This is a genomic window from Lapillicoccus jejuensis (assembly GCF_006715055.1).
Classification (GTDB): Bacteria; Actinomycetota; Actinomycetes; order Actinomycetales; family Dermatophilaceae; genus Lapillicoccus; species Lapillicoccus jejuensis.
Genome location: NZ_VFMN01000001.1, coordinates 1,738,030 through 1,752,962, shown reverse-complemented (window position 1 = coordinate 1,752,962; position 14,933 = coordinate 1,738,030). Strand labels below are relative to the sequence as shown.

The 14,933-nt window shown below is 75.0% G+C and carries 16 protein-coding genes and 1 riboswitch; of the genes, 11 read left to right on the top strand and 5 right to left on the bottom strand.

Features of this window, described 5'->3' with window-relative positions; all coding sequences use genetic code 11:
* The first annotated feature begins 20 nt into the window (after positions 1-20).
* Positions 21-818 carry a class I SAM-dependent methyltransferase gene (locus FB458_RS08370; RefSeq protein ID WP_141848096.1) on the top strand — a complete coding sequence of 266 codons (798 nt, stop codon included), beginning with the start codon at positions 21-23 and terminating at the stop codon, positions 816-818.
* Positions 819-928: 110 nt separating this feature from the next.
* On the opposite strand, the gene FB458_RS08365 is transcribed toward FB458_RS08370, so the two are convergent.
* Entirely contained in the window at positions 929-1,210 is a 282-nt protein-coding gene (locus tag FB458_RS08365; protein ID WP_141848095.1) for a DUF4235 domain-containing protein, read from the bottom strand.
* 113 nt (positions 1,211-1,323) lie between these two features.
* Positions 1,324-1,429, top strand: a riboswitch (TPP riboswitch).
* Here FB458_RS08365 and FB458_RS08360 point away from each other — a divergent pair.
* From FB458_RS08360 to FB458_RS08350, 3 genes are all read left to right on the top strand, one after another.
* Positions 1,424-2,077: an ECF transporter S component gene (locus FB458_RS08360; protein ID WP_141848094.1), complete on the top strand. Its 654-nt coding sequence runs from the start codon at positions 1,424-1,426 to the stop codon at positions 2,075-2,077. Its footprint overlaps the riboswitch before it by 6 nt.
* A gap of 49 nt (positions 2,078-2,126) precedes the next feature.
* Complete coding sequence (locus FB458_RS08355; RefSeq protein WP_211355971.1) at positions 2,127-4,346, top strand: ATP-binding cassette domain-containing protein; 2,220 nt, start codon at positions 2,127-2,129, stop codon at positions 4,344-4,346.
* 9 nt (positions 4,347-4,355) lie between these two features.
* Positions 4,356-4,961: a histidine phosphatase family protein gene (locus tag FB458_RS08350; RefSeq protein WP_141848092.1), complete on the top strand. Its 606-nt coding sequence runs from the start codon at positions 4,356-4,358 to the stop codon at positions 4,959-4,961.
* A gap of 34 nt (positions 4,962-4,995) precedes the next feature.
* Here FB458_RS08350 and FB458_RS08345 read toward each other — a convergent pair whose 3' ends face one another.
* Complete coding sequence (locus tag FB458_RS08345; RefSeq protein WP_141848091.1) at positions 4,996-6,126, bottom strand: calcium-binding protein; 1,131 nt, start codon at positions 6,124-6,126, stop codon at positions 4,996-4,998.
* Positions 6,127-6,260: 134 nt separating this feature from the next.
* Here FB458_RS08345 and FB458_RS08340 point away from each other — a divergent pair, with 134 nt between their 5' ends.
* Together FB458_RS08340 and FB458_RS08335 are read left to right on the top strand one after the other, a co-directional pair.
* Positions 6,261-6,761 carry a MarR family winged helix-turn-helix transcriptional regulator gene (locus FB458_RS08340; protein WP_141848090.1) on the top strand — a complete coding sequence of 167 codons (501 nt, stop codon included), beginning with the start codon at positions 6,261-6,263 and terminating at the stop codon, positions 6,759-6,761.
* A gap of 6 nt (positions 6,762-6,767) precedes the next feature.
* A complete protein-coding gene (locus FB458_RS08335) occupies positions 6,768-7,979 on the top strand; it encodes an MFS transporter (protein ID WP_141848089.1) in 1,212 nt (403 codons plus the stop codon).
* Between the two features lie 110 nt (positions 7,980-8,089).
* Here FB458_RS08335 and FB458_RS08330 read toward each other — a convergent pair whose 3' ends face one another.
* Positions 8,090-8,695, bottom strand: coding sequence for a sulfotransferase family 2 domain-containing protein (locus tag FB458_RS08330; RefSeq protein WP_246061517.1), 606 nt, complete (start codon positions 8,693-8,695; stop codon positions 8,090-8,092).
* Positions 8,696-8,732: 37 nt separating this feature from the next.
* Between FB458_RS08330 and mptB the strand changes: the two genes are divergently transcribed.
* Both mptB and FB458_RS08320 read left to right on the top strand, forming a co-directional pair.
* Positions 8,733-10,265: a polyprenol phosphomannose-dependent alpha 1,6 mannosyltransferase MptB gene (gene mptB / locus FB458_RS08325; protein ID WP_141848087.1), complete on the top strand. Its 1,533-nt coding sequence runs from the start codon at positions 8,733-8,735 to the stop codon at positions 10,263-10,265.
* A 28-nt stretch (positions 10,266-10,293) separates the two neighbouring features.
* Entirely contained in the window at positions 10,294-11,517 is a 1,224-nt protein-coding gene (locus FB458_RS08320; RefSeq protein ID WP_141848086.1) for a pyridoxal phosphate-dependent aminotransferase, read from the top strand.
* Between the two features lie 82 nt (positions 11,518-11,599).
* Here the strand turns inward: FB458_RS08320 and FB458_RS08315 are convergent, their stop codons facing one another.
* Positions 11,600-12,457, bottom strand: coding sequence for an SDR family oxidoreductase (locus tag FB458_RS08315; RefSeq protein ID WP_141848085.1), 858 nt, complete (start codon positions 12,455-12,457; stop codon positions 11,600-11,602).
* A gap of 85 nt (positions 12,458-12,542) precedes the next feature.
* Between FB458_RS08315 and FB458_RS08310 the strand changes: the two genes are divergently transcribed.
* Positions 12,543-12,893, top strand: coding sequence for a winged helix-turn-helix transcriptional regulator (locus tag FB458_RS08310; RefSeq protein WP_141848084.1), 351 nt, complete (start codon positions 12,543-12,545; stop codon positions 12,891-12,893).
* A 3-nt stretch (positions 12,894-12,896) separates the two neighbouring features.
* On the opposite strand, the gene FB458_RS08305 is transcribed toward FB458_RS08310, so the two are convergent.
* Positions 12,897-13,244, bottom strand: a complete 348-nt coding sequence (locus tag FB458_RS08305; RefSeq protein ID WP_141848083.1) for a DUF4190 domain-containing protein — start codon at positions 13,242-13,244, stop codon at positions 12,897-12,899.
* A gap of 38 nt (positions 13,245-13,282) precedes the next feature.
* On the opposite strand from FB458_RS08305, the gene mobA reads away from it, so the two are divergent.
* Positions 13,283-13,855, top strand: a complete 573-nt coding sequence (gene mobA / locus FB458_RS08300) for a molybdenum cofactor guanylyltransferase (protein ID WP_141848082.1) — start codon at positions 13,283-13,285, stop codon at positions 13,853-13,855.
* Positions 13,852-14,832 carry an NAD(P)H-quinone oxidoreductase gene (locus FB458_RS08295; RefSeq protein WP_141848081.1) on the top strand — a complete coding sequence of 327 codons (981 nt, stop codon included), beginning with the start codon at positions 13,852-13,854 and terminating at the stop codon, positions 14,830-14,832. The genes mobA and FB458_RS08295 overlap by 4 nt, the downstream gene beginning before the upstream one ends.
* Positions 14,833-14,933: the final 101 nt, after the last annotated feature.

The following is a 14,933-nucleotide window of genomic DNA, read 5'->3' as shown; positions in this document are numbered from 1 at the left end:
GTCCGAGCGAGCCGGTCGTCGTGGAGCAGCCGGAGCTGGACGCGCGCCTGCAGGCCTACTACACCGACGAGTTCGTCGAGGCCGAGCGGCTGACCACGCGGTCGGCGCAGGGGCGGCTAGAGCTCGAGCGGGTGCAGGAGGTCGTGCGGGGGCTGATCCCCGCCGGCTCGCGCGTCGTCGACGTCGGGGGCGCGACCGGGGTGCACGCGGCTGCTCTCGCGGCGGCCGGGTACGACGTCGTCCTCGTCGACCCCGTGCCGGCCCAGGTGGCGCAGGCGGCACGGGTCGGGACGTTCCGGGCCGTGGTCGGCGACGCGCGTCGGCTCGAGGTCGAGGACGACTGGGCGGACGCGGCGCTGCTGCTCGGCCCGCTCTACCACCTGGCCTCGCGCGCCGACCGGCTGACGGCGCTGCGCGAGGCGGCCCGCGTCGTGCGCCCCGGCGGCTGGGTGGTCGCCGCCGCCATCCCCCGCCTCGCCCGCCTCACCTCGATGCTCACCGCGCGGGGGCTGCCCCCGGTGTCGACGCACGAGTGGACCGCGCTGCTCGAGCGCGGCGACCCGACGGCTTTCGGTCGCTTCCCGGGAGGACACTTCCACACCGCACAGGAACTGGCCGACGAGCTGACCGACGCGGGGCTCGACGACGTCGAGGTGTTCGCCGTCGAGGGACCGGACGGGTTCGCCTTCGAGCAGCTGGCCGAGGTCGACGAGGAGGCCCACCAGGCGGCGTCGCTGCTGGCTCGTCGGTTCGGGCACCTACCGCGGGTGCGCGACCTGTCGCCGCACGTCCTCGCTGTGGGCCGCGTGCGGGAGTAGCGGCGCGTTCCGGCTCGAAGAGCTTCGAGCAACGACGCCGGATCCGGGCTGCCCGCCCCCGTTCCTCGACGATCTTCGAGGAACGTCGACACCGACGCCGGCTCGCGACCTCAGATCCGGTCGGCGATGGCCTTCGGCAGGTGACCGGCGCGCTTCTGGTACATCTGCGCGGCCTTGCGCTGGGCGGCGACCCGGGTCAGCTGGATGACGAGCCCGGAGAGCGCGGCGAAGAGCAGCGCCTCCTTCCACGACACGTCGTCGGTGTTGAGCGGGTCGTTCGGCGCCGGCTTGCCGGCGGCCTTCTCCCAGACGCCGCTGACGACCTTGTTGGCGACCGAGCCCGCGGCGACGGCCGCGGCGGTGCCGAGCAGCTTCCACGCGGTGGGACCCATGACTGCCTCCTGGTTCGGGACGTGTCGCGCGGCTCACGGGAGGCGCGCTCGCGGGTCGTCGTACCCGCTGGCTCGACCCTTTCACACCTGGCGGGTTACAGTCGGCTCACCACCACCCACGACAGGGGAGCGCCTCCGAGCGCTGAGAGTGCGGTCCGACCGCAGACCCTCGAACCTGCTCCGGTTAGCACCGGCGAAGGGAGTCGATCACCGATGAGCTCTACCCGTCTGTCCTCCGAGGCGGCCCGCCGCGGTCGGACCATCCTCGCCACGCGTCCGCTGACGCGCTGGCGCACCATCGACCTCATCACCGCCGCCGTCCTCGGCGTCGCGTTCGGGGTCGCCTACTGGGGCTGGGCGCTCGCCTACCAGGCCCCCGCCAACGGCCTCGCCGCCGTCTTCCCGCCCCTGCAGGGCATCACCGGCGCGCCCTGGCTGATGGCCGGCGTCGTCGGCGGCCTGGTCATCCGGCGCCCCGGGGCGGCGTTCTTCGTCGAGCTCGTCGCCGCCGTCGTCGAGGCGCTCGTCGGCAACCAGTGGGGCGGTGCGGCCACCCTGCTGTCCGGCAGCCTCCAGGGGATCGGCGCCGAGATCGCCTTCGCGATCCTCGGGTACGCCGCCTTCGGGCTCGGGGCCGCCGTCCTCGCCGGCGCCCTGTCGGCCCCGCTCGAGGTCGTCTACGAGTGGTTCGCGTACTGGACCGACTGGGACTGGGCCTACAAGATCGCCTACCTGTTCATCCTCACCGCGTCCGGCGCCGTCATCGCCGGCGGCCTCGGGTGGCTGCTCACCCGCGGCCTGGCCCGGGCCGGGGCGCTGACCCCGTTCCCGCCGGGCCAGGAGGAGCGCGAGGCCCGGGCGGTCTGAGCTGACCGCCCGGCTCGAGCCCGCGTCCCGCACCCGTGGCGGCGCGGCCGTGCAGGTCCGCAGGCTCACCTGGCGTCCGTACGGCGCCCCCGAGCCCGTCCTGCGCGACGTCACCCTCGACCTCGAGCCCGGCGAGCGCGTGCTGCTCGCCGGGCCGAGCGGGTCCGGGAAGTCCAGCCTGCTGCGCGCGCTCGGTGGGCTGCTGCTCACCGCCGACGCCGGCGACCTCGACGGCGAGGTGCTCCTCGACGGTGCCGACCCGCAGGCGCGGCCCGGCACCGTCGGCCTCGTCCTGCAGGACCCGGGCTCGGGCGTCGTCGCCTCGACGGTGGGGCGCGACGTCGCCTTCGGGCTGGAGAACCTGGGCCTGCCGCCGGCCGCGATGGCTGCACCCGTCGCCGAGGCGCTGCGCGACGTGCGGCTCGACCTGCCGCTGTCGACGCCGCCCTCGACGCTGTCGGGTGGGGAGCAACAACGGCTCGCCCTGGCCGGCGCCCTCGCGCTGGCCCCGCGGCTGCTGCTGCTCGACGAACCCCTCGCGATGCTCGACGAGGCGACCGCGACGACGGTGCGCGACGTCGTCGTCGACGTCGCGGCCCGGCGCGGGCTCACCCTCGTCGTCGTCGAGCACCGCCTCGGGCCGTGGCTCGACCACGTCGACCGGCTCGTCGTCCTCGGCCCGGGCGGGGTCCCGCTCGCCGACGGCGAGCCGGAGCAGGTGATGTCGCAGCAGGCCGACGCCCTCCTCGCCGCCGGGGTGTGGCTGCCCGGGCGCCCCGACCCGGCGCCCACAGCGCTCGACCTGCGGTGGGGACCGCCCGAGGTGGCGCCGGGCGAGCCCGTCGCGAGCGCCCACCGGGTCACCGTGCGCCGGACTTCACGGACCCTGTCCGGCCCGGCCCGCGAGACCCTCGCGGTCGACCGAGCCGACCTCGACGTGCCCGCCGGTCGCGTCAGTGCCCTCGTCGGCCCGAGCGGGGCGGGGAAGTCGACCCTCATGGCGACCGTCGGCGGGCTCGTCGCCCCCGACACCGGGTCCGTGTCCTGGGCGACGGAGGCCGCCCGCCCACCGCACCGCCTGCCGGCCCGCGACCTCGCCGCCCGCGTCGCGTGGGTGCCGCAGCGCGCGGCCAGCACCGTCGTCGCCCGGACCGTGCGCGACGAGGTGCTCGCCACCCCGCGCGCGCTCGGCCGCGACGACGCCGAGACCAGGGCGCGTGCCGACGCGCTGCTCGAGGGGCTCGGGCTCGCGCACCGCGCCGGCCTCGACCCGCGCCGGCTCTCCGGCGGCGAGCAGCGTCGGCTCGCGCTCGCCGCGGCCGCCGTCCACCAGCCCGCGTTGCTGCTGGCCGACGAACCGACGGTCGGGCAGGACCGGCACACCTGGGCCGCGGTCACGGGCGTCCTCGCCTCGCTGCGCGCCGCCGGCTCCGGGGTCCTCGTCACCACGCACGACGCCGGCCTCGTCGCGCGCGCCGACACGGTGCACCGGGTCGAGCGGCCCGTCGCTCCTCCCGCGGCGGAGGCCGCCGTACGGAGTCCCCTCGCCGCGCGGTGCGGGCCCCTCGCCCTCCTGCTCGCCTCGGCTCTCGTCCTGCCGCTGCCCGCGGTCCTCACGTCGTGGACCCAGGGTCTGCTCGTCCTGGTCGCCGAGCTGCTGCTCGCCGGCGTCGCCCTCGCGGCCCCCGGCGAGGGCGCGAGGCCGGGAGGACGCCTGCGGCGCCTCGCGACCCGGCTCGTCGGGCCGGTCGTCGGTGTGGCCGGTGTGGTCTGGTCGACGTGGCTGCTCGGCGGTCACGACGTCGCCGTCGCGGCCGGTGCCGGGCTGCGGGTCCTGACGATGGTCGTCCCGTCGGTGGTCCTGCTCGCGTACGTCGACCCGGACGCGCTCGGCGACCACCTCGCCCAGCGCCTGCGGCTGCCGGCCCGGCCGGTCGTCGCGATCTCCGTCGCCCTGCAGCGGTTCCAGGCGCTCGGCGACCTGTGGGCGGAGCTCCGTACGGCCCGGCGGGTACGCGGGGTCGGCGGCGGCCGGTCACCGCTGGCGCGCGGGCGCGACGTCCTCGCGACGACGTTCGGCCTGCTCGTCGGCGCCCTCGACGACGCCGCCGTGCTCGCGGTGGCCATGGACGCCCGCGGCTTCGGCGCGGCCCACGAGCGGACCTGGGCGGGCGGGGCCCCGTGGCACCGTCGCGACACGGTCGTCGTGCTCCTCGGGCTCGTGCCGCTGCTGGTGGCCGTCGCCGGGCGTCTCCTCCTGCCCGGCTAGGGTCGCGGCGTGCGCCTGCTGCTCGTCCGACACGGTGAGACCCCGAACAACGTCGGCATGCTCCTCGACACCGCGGTCCCCGGCGCGGACCTCACCGACACGGGCCGCGATCAGGCGCGGGGCCTCGTCGCGCGGCTCGCCGACGAGCCGGTCGACGCGCTGTTCGTCTCCGACCTCGTGCGCACCCACCAGACCGCGGCGCCGTACGCCGCCGCGCGCGGCCTCACCCCGCAGGTGCGCGGCGGCCTGCGCGAGATCCAGGCCGGGGACTGGGAGATGACCGGCGACCCCGAGGAGTGGAAGGCCTACCTCGAGGTCATCGGCCGCTGGTTCTCCGGCGAGCTCGACGCGCGGGTCCCCGGCGGGGAGACCGGCGCCGAGGTGCTGCAGCGGTACGACGCCGTCGTCGCCGAGGCCGCCGACCACGCCTGCGCGATGGTCGTCAGCCACGGCGCGGCGATCCGCGCCTGGTGCGGCCTGCGCGCGGGCAACGTCGACCGCGACTTCGTCTCGCGGACCCGCCTCGGCAACACCGCGGTCGTCGCCCTCGAGGGGTCGCCGCAGACCGGTTGGCAGGTCGTCACCTGGGACGACACCGCCGTCGGCGGGATGTGACCGCAGCGTCCGGGACCTCGACGGCGGCGCGGGCTCAGGCCCTCGGGTAGACCACCTCGCACGAGACGAAGGTCGGCCCGCCGACGTCGTGGCACAGGTCCCGGCCGGGGCCGCCGTCGAGGGTCGTGGGGTCACCGCCCTTGGGGTTGAGCCGGTCCGAGCCGGCGTCGCCGTACAGCCGGTCGGTCCCGCCGTTGCCGTAGAGGGTGTCGTCACCGGGCCCGCCGTGCAGCACGTCGGGTCCCCGGGTGCCGTAGAGGACGTCGTCCCCCGGGCCGCCCTCGACCGCGACGCCGGCGACGGCGACGAGACCGGGGTGGACGAGGTCGTCACCCGGCCCGCCGTCCAGGGTCTGCGCGCCGTAGAGGGTGTCGTCACCGTCCCCGCCGTCGTAGCGGACCCCGGTCTGCCGGCGGATCGAGCCGATCGTGTCGTCCCCGTCGTCGCCCTGCGCCGTGAGCGCGAAGAAGATCCGGTCGTCACCGGCGTTGCCGAGCACCAGCCCGGCCCGCAGCGTCGAGAGGTCGTTCCCGTCACCCAGCCGCACCCGGCTCGCGGCGGCGCCCGGGGTGGCGATGCCGTCGACGACGTCGTCGCCCTCCTTGGTGTCGATGAAGGCCTGCCCCGCGTGCGACGACATCGTCACGTGGTCGTCACCCGGACCGGTGCGGACGCGGGAGGACCCCTTGCCGAGCTGCACGCTGTCGTCCCCGTTCCCGGTGAGCGCCGTGACGGAGCCCTCCCCGGAGTCGCCCGTCGTCACGATGTCGTCCCCGTCCTCGCCCTGGACGAAGTCCCGGCCGAGACCCGTGTCGATCCGGTCGTCGCCGGGACCGCCGCTCACGACGTCGTCGCCCGGGCCACCGCAGATGACGTCGTCCCCGGCGTAGCCGTAGATCCGGTCGTCCCCCGCGCCGCCGGCGATGACGTCGGGGCCCGTCGTCGCGTAGATGACGTCGTCCCCGGCCGTCCCCGAGACGGTGACCGGCAGCCCCAGGCAGGTCGACGCCTCCTGCGGGGCGCCGTACGCCGCCCCGGCCGTCACCAGCCCCGCACCGGCGCCGAGGACGAGCCCCGCCACCGCGGCCAGCCACCTGCGGCGACGACGACGTCCCCCATCGGTCGGCGTCCTGCCCTGCCCGCGTCCCTCGTGCTCGTCCCGCATCGCGTCGGCCCTCCGGTTCCGCCCCCCTGCGGTCCCCCTGCCCCCCGGCCCTCGCACCGTAACGGTTCGGTCGTCGGAGGACGAGGCCTTCGCTGCGTTGCATTACATAGGTTGCCTATGCAAAACTGGTTTCTATGAGCAACCTGGCCGATCGTCGTACCGCCTCCGCGGACGCCCTCGGGTCGGACCTGCTCTCGGCCGTCGCCCGGCTCAACCGGTTCGCCACGCAGCAGGCGGGCCTGGACCTGCCGTTCGCGCAGGTCCGGCTGCTCGCGCTCGTCGACGAGCGCGGCCCGGCCCGGATCGGTGACCTCGCCGCCCTCGACAGCTGCTCGCAGCCGACGATGACGGCCCAGGTCCGCCGCCTCGAGGCGCAGGGCCTCGTCGACCGGGTCGACGACCCCAGCGACGCCCGGGCGGTCCTCGTGTCGGTGACCGCCGCCGGCCGCCGGCTGCTCGACCGGGCCCGTGAGGCCCGCGGTGCGGTGCTCGCGCCGTACGTGACCCAGCTCGACGGCGACGACCTCGCCGCCCTCGAGCGCGCGGTCCCCGTCCTGCAGCGGCTCGTCGCCGCCGCGCAGCGCGACGCCACCGGCACCCCCTCGTCCACCACCCCCCATCGCAAGGAGAGCTGATCGCCCATGTGGCGCCAACCCAAGGCCGTCTGGGCCGTCGCCTTCGCGTCCGTCATCGCCTTCATGGGCATCGGGCTCGTCGACCCCATCCTCAAGCCGATCGCCGACCAGCTGCACGCCAGCGCGTCGCAGGTCTCGCTCCTCTTCACCAGCTACATGGCCGTCATGGGCGTCGCGATGCTCGTCACCGGCGTCGTCTCCAGCCGCATCGGCGCGAAGAAGACGCTGCTCGCCGGCCTCGTCATCATCATCATCGGCGCGGGTCTCGCCGGGTCGTCGCAGACCGTCATGGCCATCGTCGGCTGGCGCGCGCTGTGGGGTCTCGGCAACGCGCTGTTCGTCGCCACCGCCCTCGCGACGATCGTCAGCTCGGCCCGCGGCTCGGTCGCCCAGGCGATCATCCTGTACGAGGCCGCGCTCGGCCTCGGCATCGCCGTCGGCCCCCTCGTCGGCGGCCTGCTCGGCGGGATCTCCTGGCGCGGGCCGTTCTTCGGCGTCTCCGTCCTCATGGCCATCGCCGTCGTCGTCACCGCCTTCGCGCTGCCCGCAACCCCGCCGGCCGCCAAGCCGACCAGCCTCGCCGACCCGTTCCGGGCGCTGCGCCACCGCGGCCTGCTCGGCGTCGCGATCACCGCGCTGCTCTACAACTTCGGCTTCTTCACGCTGCTGGCCTACACGCCGTTCCCGCTCGACATGGACGCGCACCGGATCGGCCTGATCTTCTTCGGCTGGGGCGTCTGCCTCGCCTTCACCTCGGTCGTCGTCGCCCCGCGGCTGCAGCACCGGTTCGGCACCGTGCCGACCCTGCTGGTCAACCTCACGCTGCTCGCCGCGACGCTCGCGGTCATGGCGATCGGCACCGACACCAAGGCCGTCCTCGTCGTCTGCGTCATCGTCGCCGGTCTCTTCCTGGGCATCAACAACACGCTCGTCACCGAGACCGTGATGAAGGCCGCCCCGGTCGAGCGCGGCACCGCGTCGGCGGCGTACAGCTTCGTGCGCTTCCTCGGTGGGGCGCTCGCCCCGTGGCTCGCGGGCAAGCTCGGCGAGGAGGTCAACGTGCACGTGCCGTTCTGGGTCGGCGCCGGCGGCGTCCTGCTCGCCGTCCTCGCCCTCACCGTCACCCGCCCCTACCTGCGCGGCATCGACGCCGAGGAGGAGACGAAGGTCGAGGAGCTCGAGGACGAGGCGCTCGCCGTCAGCGTCAGCGAGGCCTGACCCGACCCACCACCAGGGGACGTCTTCTTGCTCCGGATGTGCCCGTCCGAGCCCGATCCCGGCTCAGGACGGTCACATCGGAAGCAAGAAGACGTCCTTGTCGCGTGCGGTCAGAAGGTGTAGCCGAACCGCTCGATGTCGGGGGCGAAGGCGCGGGCGACGGCCTCGCGGGTCTCGTCGTCGTACAGCTCGCGGTAGTCGCCCCGGGCGCTGGTGTTCTTGCGCGGCAACGACACCCCGCTCAGCCCGCGCTCGGCGCAGAGCGCGGTGAAGTCCTCGTCGAGCGACTCGACCCGCAGCACCGTGCCGACCTTGAGCCGGCCGTGCCCGTCGCCGGCGAAGTCGGTGAACGTCGTGAACGCCGAGCCGGACCCGCCGGCGAGGACGTAGTCGCGGAAGTCGAGCCCGGTCGCGCGGCCGTGCTTCTGCGGCACGCTCTGGCGCTGGTAGTGGTAGACCGAGACCATCCGGTCCCACGGGTTGCGCACGACCGCGACCCGGTGCAGCGACGTCACCGCCGGCCGCCAGCGGAAGAGCGACTCGAACTCGCGGGCGTCCATGTGCTTCCACGGCCCCCGGCGGCGCAGCGCCTGGTGCCCGACCCGCGCGTACGCCTCCCACAGCGCCGACCGCTCGCCGTGCAGGGCCGCCTCGATCGAGCTCGACCCGGCCTTGTTGTAGGCGAGGAAGACGAGCCCGAGGCGGGGGAGCACCATCACGCGTCGGAAGGTAGCACCCACCTATGCTGACCGTGTGGCCCTCCCGCAGCTGCGCCCGTCGCAGGTCGGCGGGTCCACCCGCACCTGGCGCGCGACCGGCACGGCCGCCTCGCTCGTCCTCGCCGCCGCCTCGTGGGGGTGCGCGGCGGTGCCGCACGAGTACTCCCCCGTCGTCTGGCCGGGCCTGGTCCCGTGGCGCGCCGAGGGCGGGTCGAACCTCGCCGCCCTGCTCGTCGTCCTCGCCACCGCCGTCCTGCTCTACGCGTGGTGGGCGCTGCGCGACCGGCTCGACACCGCCCGCGCGGTGCGCGTCACGACGGCCTGGTGGGGCGCCCCGCTCGTGCTCAGCGCGCCGCTCTTCAGCCGGGACGTGTGGTCGTACGCCGCCCAGGGCCTGCTGCTGCACACCGGCGGCGACCCCTACACCCAGGGCGTCCGGGGTCTGCCCTCCCCCTGGGTGGAGAGCGTCGCGCGGACCTGGCTGGACACCCCGGCGCCGTACGGGCCGGTCTTCCTCGACCTCGCCCGCGCCGTCGCCGCGCTCTCCGGCGGCCACCTGCTGCTCGCACTGCTCCTGCTGCGGCTGCTCGCCGTCGCCGCCGTCGCCGTGCTCGTCCTCGCCGTACCCGCCCTGGCCGCCCGGCTCGGGGCGGGACCGGCCGCCGCCGCCCGCGCCGGGTGGCTCGGCGCCCTCGCCCCACTGGGCCTGACCCACCTGGTCTCCGGCGCCCACAACGACGCGCTCATGGCGGCCGGGCTCGTCCTCGCCGCGCTGCTCGCCGCCGACCGGCGGTGGCTCGGCGCCCTCGTCGTCGTCGCGCTCGCCGCCGCGGTCAAGGCCCCGGCCGCGGTGGCCGTCCCGTTCCTCGCGCTGCTGTGGGCGGCCGCCCCGGGGCGGTCCACGGCCGCGGTCGTGGGGCGGACGGTGGCCGGATCCCTCGCCGCCGCAGCGGTGTTCGCGCTGGTCAGCCTGGCGAGCGGGCTCGGCTTCGGCTGGGTGCGGGCGCTGTCGACGCCGGGTCTGGCGAGCACGTGGCTGTCGGTGCCGACCGCCTGGGGGACCGTCGCCGGGTGGGTCGCGAGCGCCGCCGGCGGCGACGGGGCGGCGGTCGCCGACCGCGCCACCGCCCTTCTGCGGCTCATCGCGTACGGCGTCCTCGCCGTCCTGCTCGTCGTGCTCTTCGTCCAGGCGCTGCACCACCGCGACGACCGGGCCGCGGTCCTGCGGCGGGCCGGCTGGGCGGTGCTCGCCGTCGCGCTGCTGTCCGGGTCGTTCTACCCGTGGTACCTGCTGTGGGCGCTGCCCCTGCTGGCCGCGGCGCTCGCGCCGGGCGACCCCGGGCGCGACACCCGACGCGACACCGGACGGGAGGCGGCGGGGCGTCGTACGGGCACGGGGCTGGCGCTGCTCGCGGCCGCGCTCTCCGTCGCCGTGCTGCCCGGCGGCTACTCGCTCGCGTACTCGACCACGTCGGTCGGGGCGCCGCTCATGGTGCTGCTCAGCCTCGTCCTGCTCGCGCTCGTGGCGCGGACCGCTGCCCGACACGTGAGATCTCGCGTCCGCTGACCGGTCGCTCGGTGGGACAGTGGTCGCCATGCGGGAGATCGTCCAGAGCCGGAAGCTGCAGGGCGTGCGCTACGACGTGCGCGGACCGATCCTCGTGGAGGCCCAGCGGCTCGAGGCCGAGGGGCACAAGATCCTCAAGCTCAACATCGGCAACACGGCGCCGTTCGGGTTCGAGGCGCCCGAGGCCATCGTCGCCGACATGGTCCGCCACCTGCCCGAGGCGCAGGGCTACAGCGACAGCCGCGGGATCTACTCGGCGCGCACGGCGGTCGCGCAGTACTACCAGTCGCGCGGGCTGACCGACGTCGTCGTCGACGACGTCTTCATCGGCAACGGGGTCAGCGAGCTCATCTCGATGGTGCTCACCGCCTTCGTCGACGACGGCAACGAGGTGCTCGTGCCGGCGCCGGACTATCCGCTGTGGACCGGCGCGGTGACCCTCGCCGGCGGGACGCCGGTGCACTACCGGTGCGACGAGGAGAACGGGTGGGACCCCGACCTCGCCGACGTCGAGGCCAAGATCACCCCGAACACCCACGCGCTCGTCGTCATCAACCCCAACAACCCGACCGGTGCCGTCTACAGCGAGGCGACGGTGCGCGGGCTCGTGGACATCGCCCGGCGGCACCAGCTCGTCCTCATGGCCGACGAGATCTACGAGAAGATCATCTTCGACGACGCGGTCCACCACCACGTCGCGACGTTCGCCGGCGACGACGTCCTGTGCCTGACCTTCTCGGGGCTGTCCAAGGCCTATCGCGCGTGCGGCTACCGCGCCGGCTGGGTCATGGTGTCCGGTCCCAAGCACATGGCGGCCGACTTCCTCGAGGGCCTGACCCTGCTGGCCAACATGCGGATGTGCGCCAACGTCCCCGGCCAGCACGCCATCCAGACGGCGCTCGGCGGCTACCAGTCGATCCACGAGCTCGTCGTCCCCGGTGGCCGGTTCTACGAGCAGACCCAGCTCGCCGCCGACCTGCTCAACAAGATCGACGGGGTCTCGTGCGTCACGCCGAGGGGCGCCCTGTACTGCTTCCCGCGACTGGACCCGGCGGTGCACCGGATCCACGACGACCAGCGCTTCGTCATCGACCTGCTGCGGGCCAAGAAGCTGCTCGTCACCCACGGCACCGGGTTCAACTGGTTCGCGCCGGACCACTTCCGGCTCGTCTGCCTCCCGGACGAGGACGTCCTCACCGAGGCGATCGGGCGGATCGGCGAGTTCCTCGAGACCTACTCCCAGGACGACTGACCCCTGCGAATCGGATTCGGTCCGCTCGGCTCGGGTCGTGACCCGCGCCGACCCCGGCGAATCCGATTCGCAGGGGTCGGGGTCAGGACGCCGTACGGAGGGTCTGCTCGAGGGTCGCGGTCGGGCGGCCGATGAGGCGCGACAGGTCGCCGGTCTGCAGGGCCAGGTCGCCGCGGGCGGTGCCCGCGTCGGTCGCGACGGCGAAGAAGACGCCGCCCTCGGGGACGCCGGCCGCGGTCAGCGCCTCGCGCTGGCCGTCGGCGTCGACGCGGGTGACGGTCACCGGCGTGCCGGTCACGCGCGAGAGGACGGCGGCGAGGTCGTCCTGCGTCCAGGCCTCGTCACCGGAGAGCTCGTAGACCTCCGGCAGGTCGGCGACCGGCGTGGTGAGGACGACGGCGGCGGCCTCGGCGTAGTCGGCGCGGGCGGCGCTCGCGACCCGGCCGTCGCCGGCGCTCGTCAGCACGGTGCCGGTGGCCTTGGCCTGCTCGGGCGCGCCGAGGTAGTTCTCGTGGTACCAGCCGTTGCGCAGGAAGGTGTGCGGCAGGCCGCTCTCGGCGAGGACCTGCTCGGTGACGACGTGGTCGGGCGCGACGGGCAGCGTCGAGGTGGGGGCGGCGAGGACGCTCGTGTAGGCCACGTGCCCGACGCCGGCCTCCTTCGCGGCGGCGACGACGTTGCGGTGCTGCTGCTCGCGGCTGCCGAACTCGTTGCCCGAGACGAAGAGCAGGCGGTCGACGCCGGCGAAGGCGGCGGTGAGGGCCGCCGGGTCGTCGTACGACGCGACGCGGACGTCGACCCCGCGCTCGGCGAGATCAGCGGCCTTGGCGCCGTCGCGGACGACGGCGACGACGTCGGAGGCGGGGACGCGGGTGAGCAGCGCGTCGAGGACGAGGCGGCCGAGCTGGCCGGTGGCGGCGGTGATGGCGATCGTGGTCATGGGCCCGACCGTACACTCACTCTGAGTTAGTACCAACTTTTGGTTAGTGCTAACTCGCTGATAGCCTCTGCGGTGAGGAGGACCCATGGACCAGCCGGCGTACGACGTCTTCAGCACCCGGTGCCCGTCCCGGCGGACCCTCGAGGTCGTCACCGGTCGTTGGGGCACGCTCACCCTCGCCGCCCTGCGCGACGGGTCGCACCGCTTCGGCGAGCTGCGCCGCCGGGTCGACGGCGTGAGCGAGAAGATGCTCAGCCAGACCCTCAAGGCGCTCGAGGCCGACGGCCTCGTCGCCCGCACCGACCACGGCAGCGTCCCGCCGCGGGTCGACTACGCCCTGACCGAGCAGGGACGGGTCGTCGCCGACGCGGTCGTCGGGCTCATCGACGCGGTCTACGAGGTGCAGCCGGCGCTGCCGGAGGCCGTCGAGCGCTGAGCATCAGGTCCCGGCCTGCGAGCGCGAGGCCACGGCGAGGAAGAACACGAGCGCGACGACGAGCGCGACGACGGCGAGCCCGAGCAGGACCGTGCCGACGATCCCGAGGACCCGGCCCACGACGGCGAGGGTGCGCTGGTCCGCCGGCACCTCACCGGCGTCGACCGCGCGCAGGGCGCGGTTGGCCAGGACGATGGCGAGAGGCCCGAGCGGCCACACCGCGACGACCGAGAAGACACCGACGACGAACGCCGCCACGGCCGGACCGGTGCGCGCGTTCGTGACGGACGCCGGGTCGCGGTGGTAGGACGGCAGCGGCTCCCCGGGACGGGAGTCCTGCGGCGTGGTCATGCGCCGCACGCTATCGCCGACCACGCTCAGGAGGACCGATGACCGGTGGTGCGGTGACGGCGCTCGTCGTCGCGGGTGGCGCGTCCACCCGGTACGGCGCCGACAAGCTCGCCGAGCCGCTCGGCGCGACGACGGTGCTCGGGCACCTCGTCAACACCCTGCCGCCGGACTGGGCGGTCGTCGTGGTCGGCGAGCGTCGCCCGCTCCCGCGCGACGTCACGTGGGTCCGCGACGAGCCGCCGGGCGGCGGCCCGCTGGCCGGCATCGCGGCCGGCTCGGGGGCCGTGACCACGGAGGCGCTCGTCGTCGTCGGCGGCGACATGCCGCTCGCCGCCCCCGGGGCGGTCGCCCTCGCGCAGGCCCTCGACGGGGCGCCGTACGACGTCGCGGCGGTGGCTGCCGCGCTCGAGCACGCCCGGGCGCACCCGCTGCTCGTCGCATGGCGGACGGCGGCGCTGCGCGCGGCCCTGCCGGCCGACCCCCGCGACGGCCGGGTGCGCGCCGTGCTCGACGCCGTCCCGTACCGCCTGCTCGACGTCGGGGCGGACCCCGTCCTCGACGTCGACACCCCCGCCGCGCTCGACCTCGTCCGCCGTAGGTTGGACGCATGAAGGCCATCACCGTCCCGCAACCCGGCGGCCCCGACGCGCTCGTTCTCGCCGACGTCCCCGACCCCGAGCCCGACGCCGGCGAGGTCCTCGTCGAGGTCGTCGCCGCCGGCGTCAACCGGGCTGACGTCATGCAGCGGCAGGGGTTCTACGACCCGCCGCCCGGCGCGTCGCCGTACCCCGGCCTGGAGGTGAGCGGCCGCGTCGTCGCGCTCGGCGCGGGCGACACCGGCGGCTGGCGGGTCGGCGACGAGGTCTGCGCGCTGCTGAGCGGCGGCGGGTACGCCGAGAGGGTCGCCGTCCCGGCCGGGCAGCTGCTGCCGGTGCCCGACGGGGTCGGGCTCGTCGAGGCGGCGGCGCTGCCGGAGGTCGCCTCGACGGTCTGGTCGAACCTCGTCATGACCGCGCGCCTCCGCGAGGGCGAGACCCTCCTGGTCCACGGCGGGTCCTCCGGCATCGGGACGATGGCCATCCAGGTCGCGAGGCAGCTCGGCGCCCGGGTCGCGGTCACCGCGGGGTCGGCCGAGAAGCTCGAGGCGTGCCGCGCGCTCGGCGCCGACGTCCTCGTCAACTACCGCGACGACGACTTCGTCGCGCGGGTGCGCGAGGAGACGGACGGTCGCGGCGCCGACGTCGTGCTCGACGTCATCGGCGCGAAGTACCTGGCCCGCAACATCGAGGTCCTCGCGCGCGACGGCCGACTCGTCGTCATCGGTCTGCAGGGCGGCACCAAGGCCGAGGTCGACCTCGGCGCGATGCTCGCCAAGCGCGCCACCCTGCACGCGACGGCGCTGCGCAGCCGTTCGCTCGAGGCCAAGGCGGGGATCGTCGCGCAGGTGCGCGAGCACGTGTGGCCGATGGTCATGAGCGGCGCGGTGAAGCCGATCGTCCACGGGACGTTCCCGCTCGCCGAGGCCGGCCGCGCCCAGCAGGTCATGGAGGACTCGTCGCACGTCGGCAAGCTGCTGCTCACCACCTGACCCCTGCGTCCGCACCGACGAGGCACCGGTGCCTCGTCGGTGCGGACGTCTTGACGGCCCCCTATACCGGGTATACCCTCTCGCTCACGCCAGTCGGTATA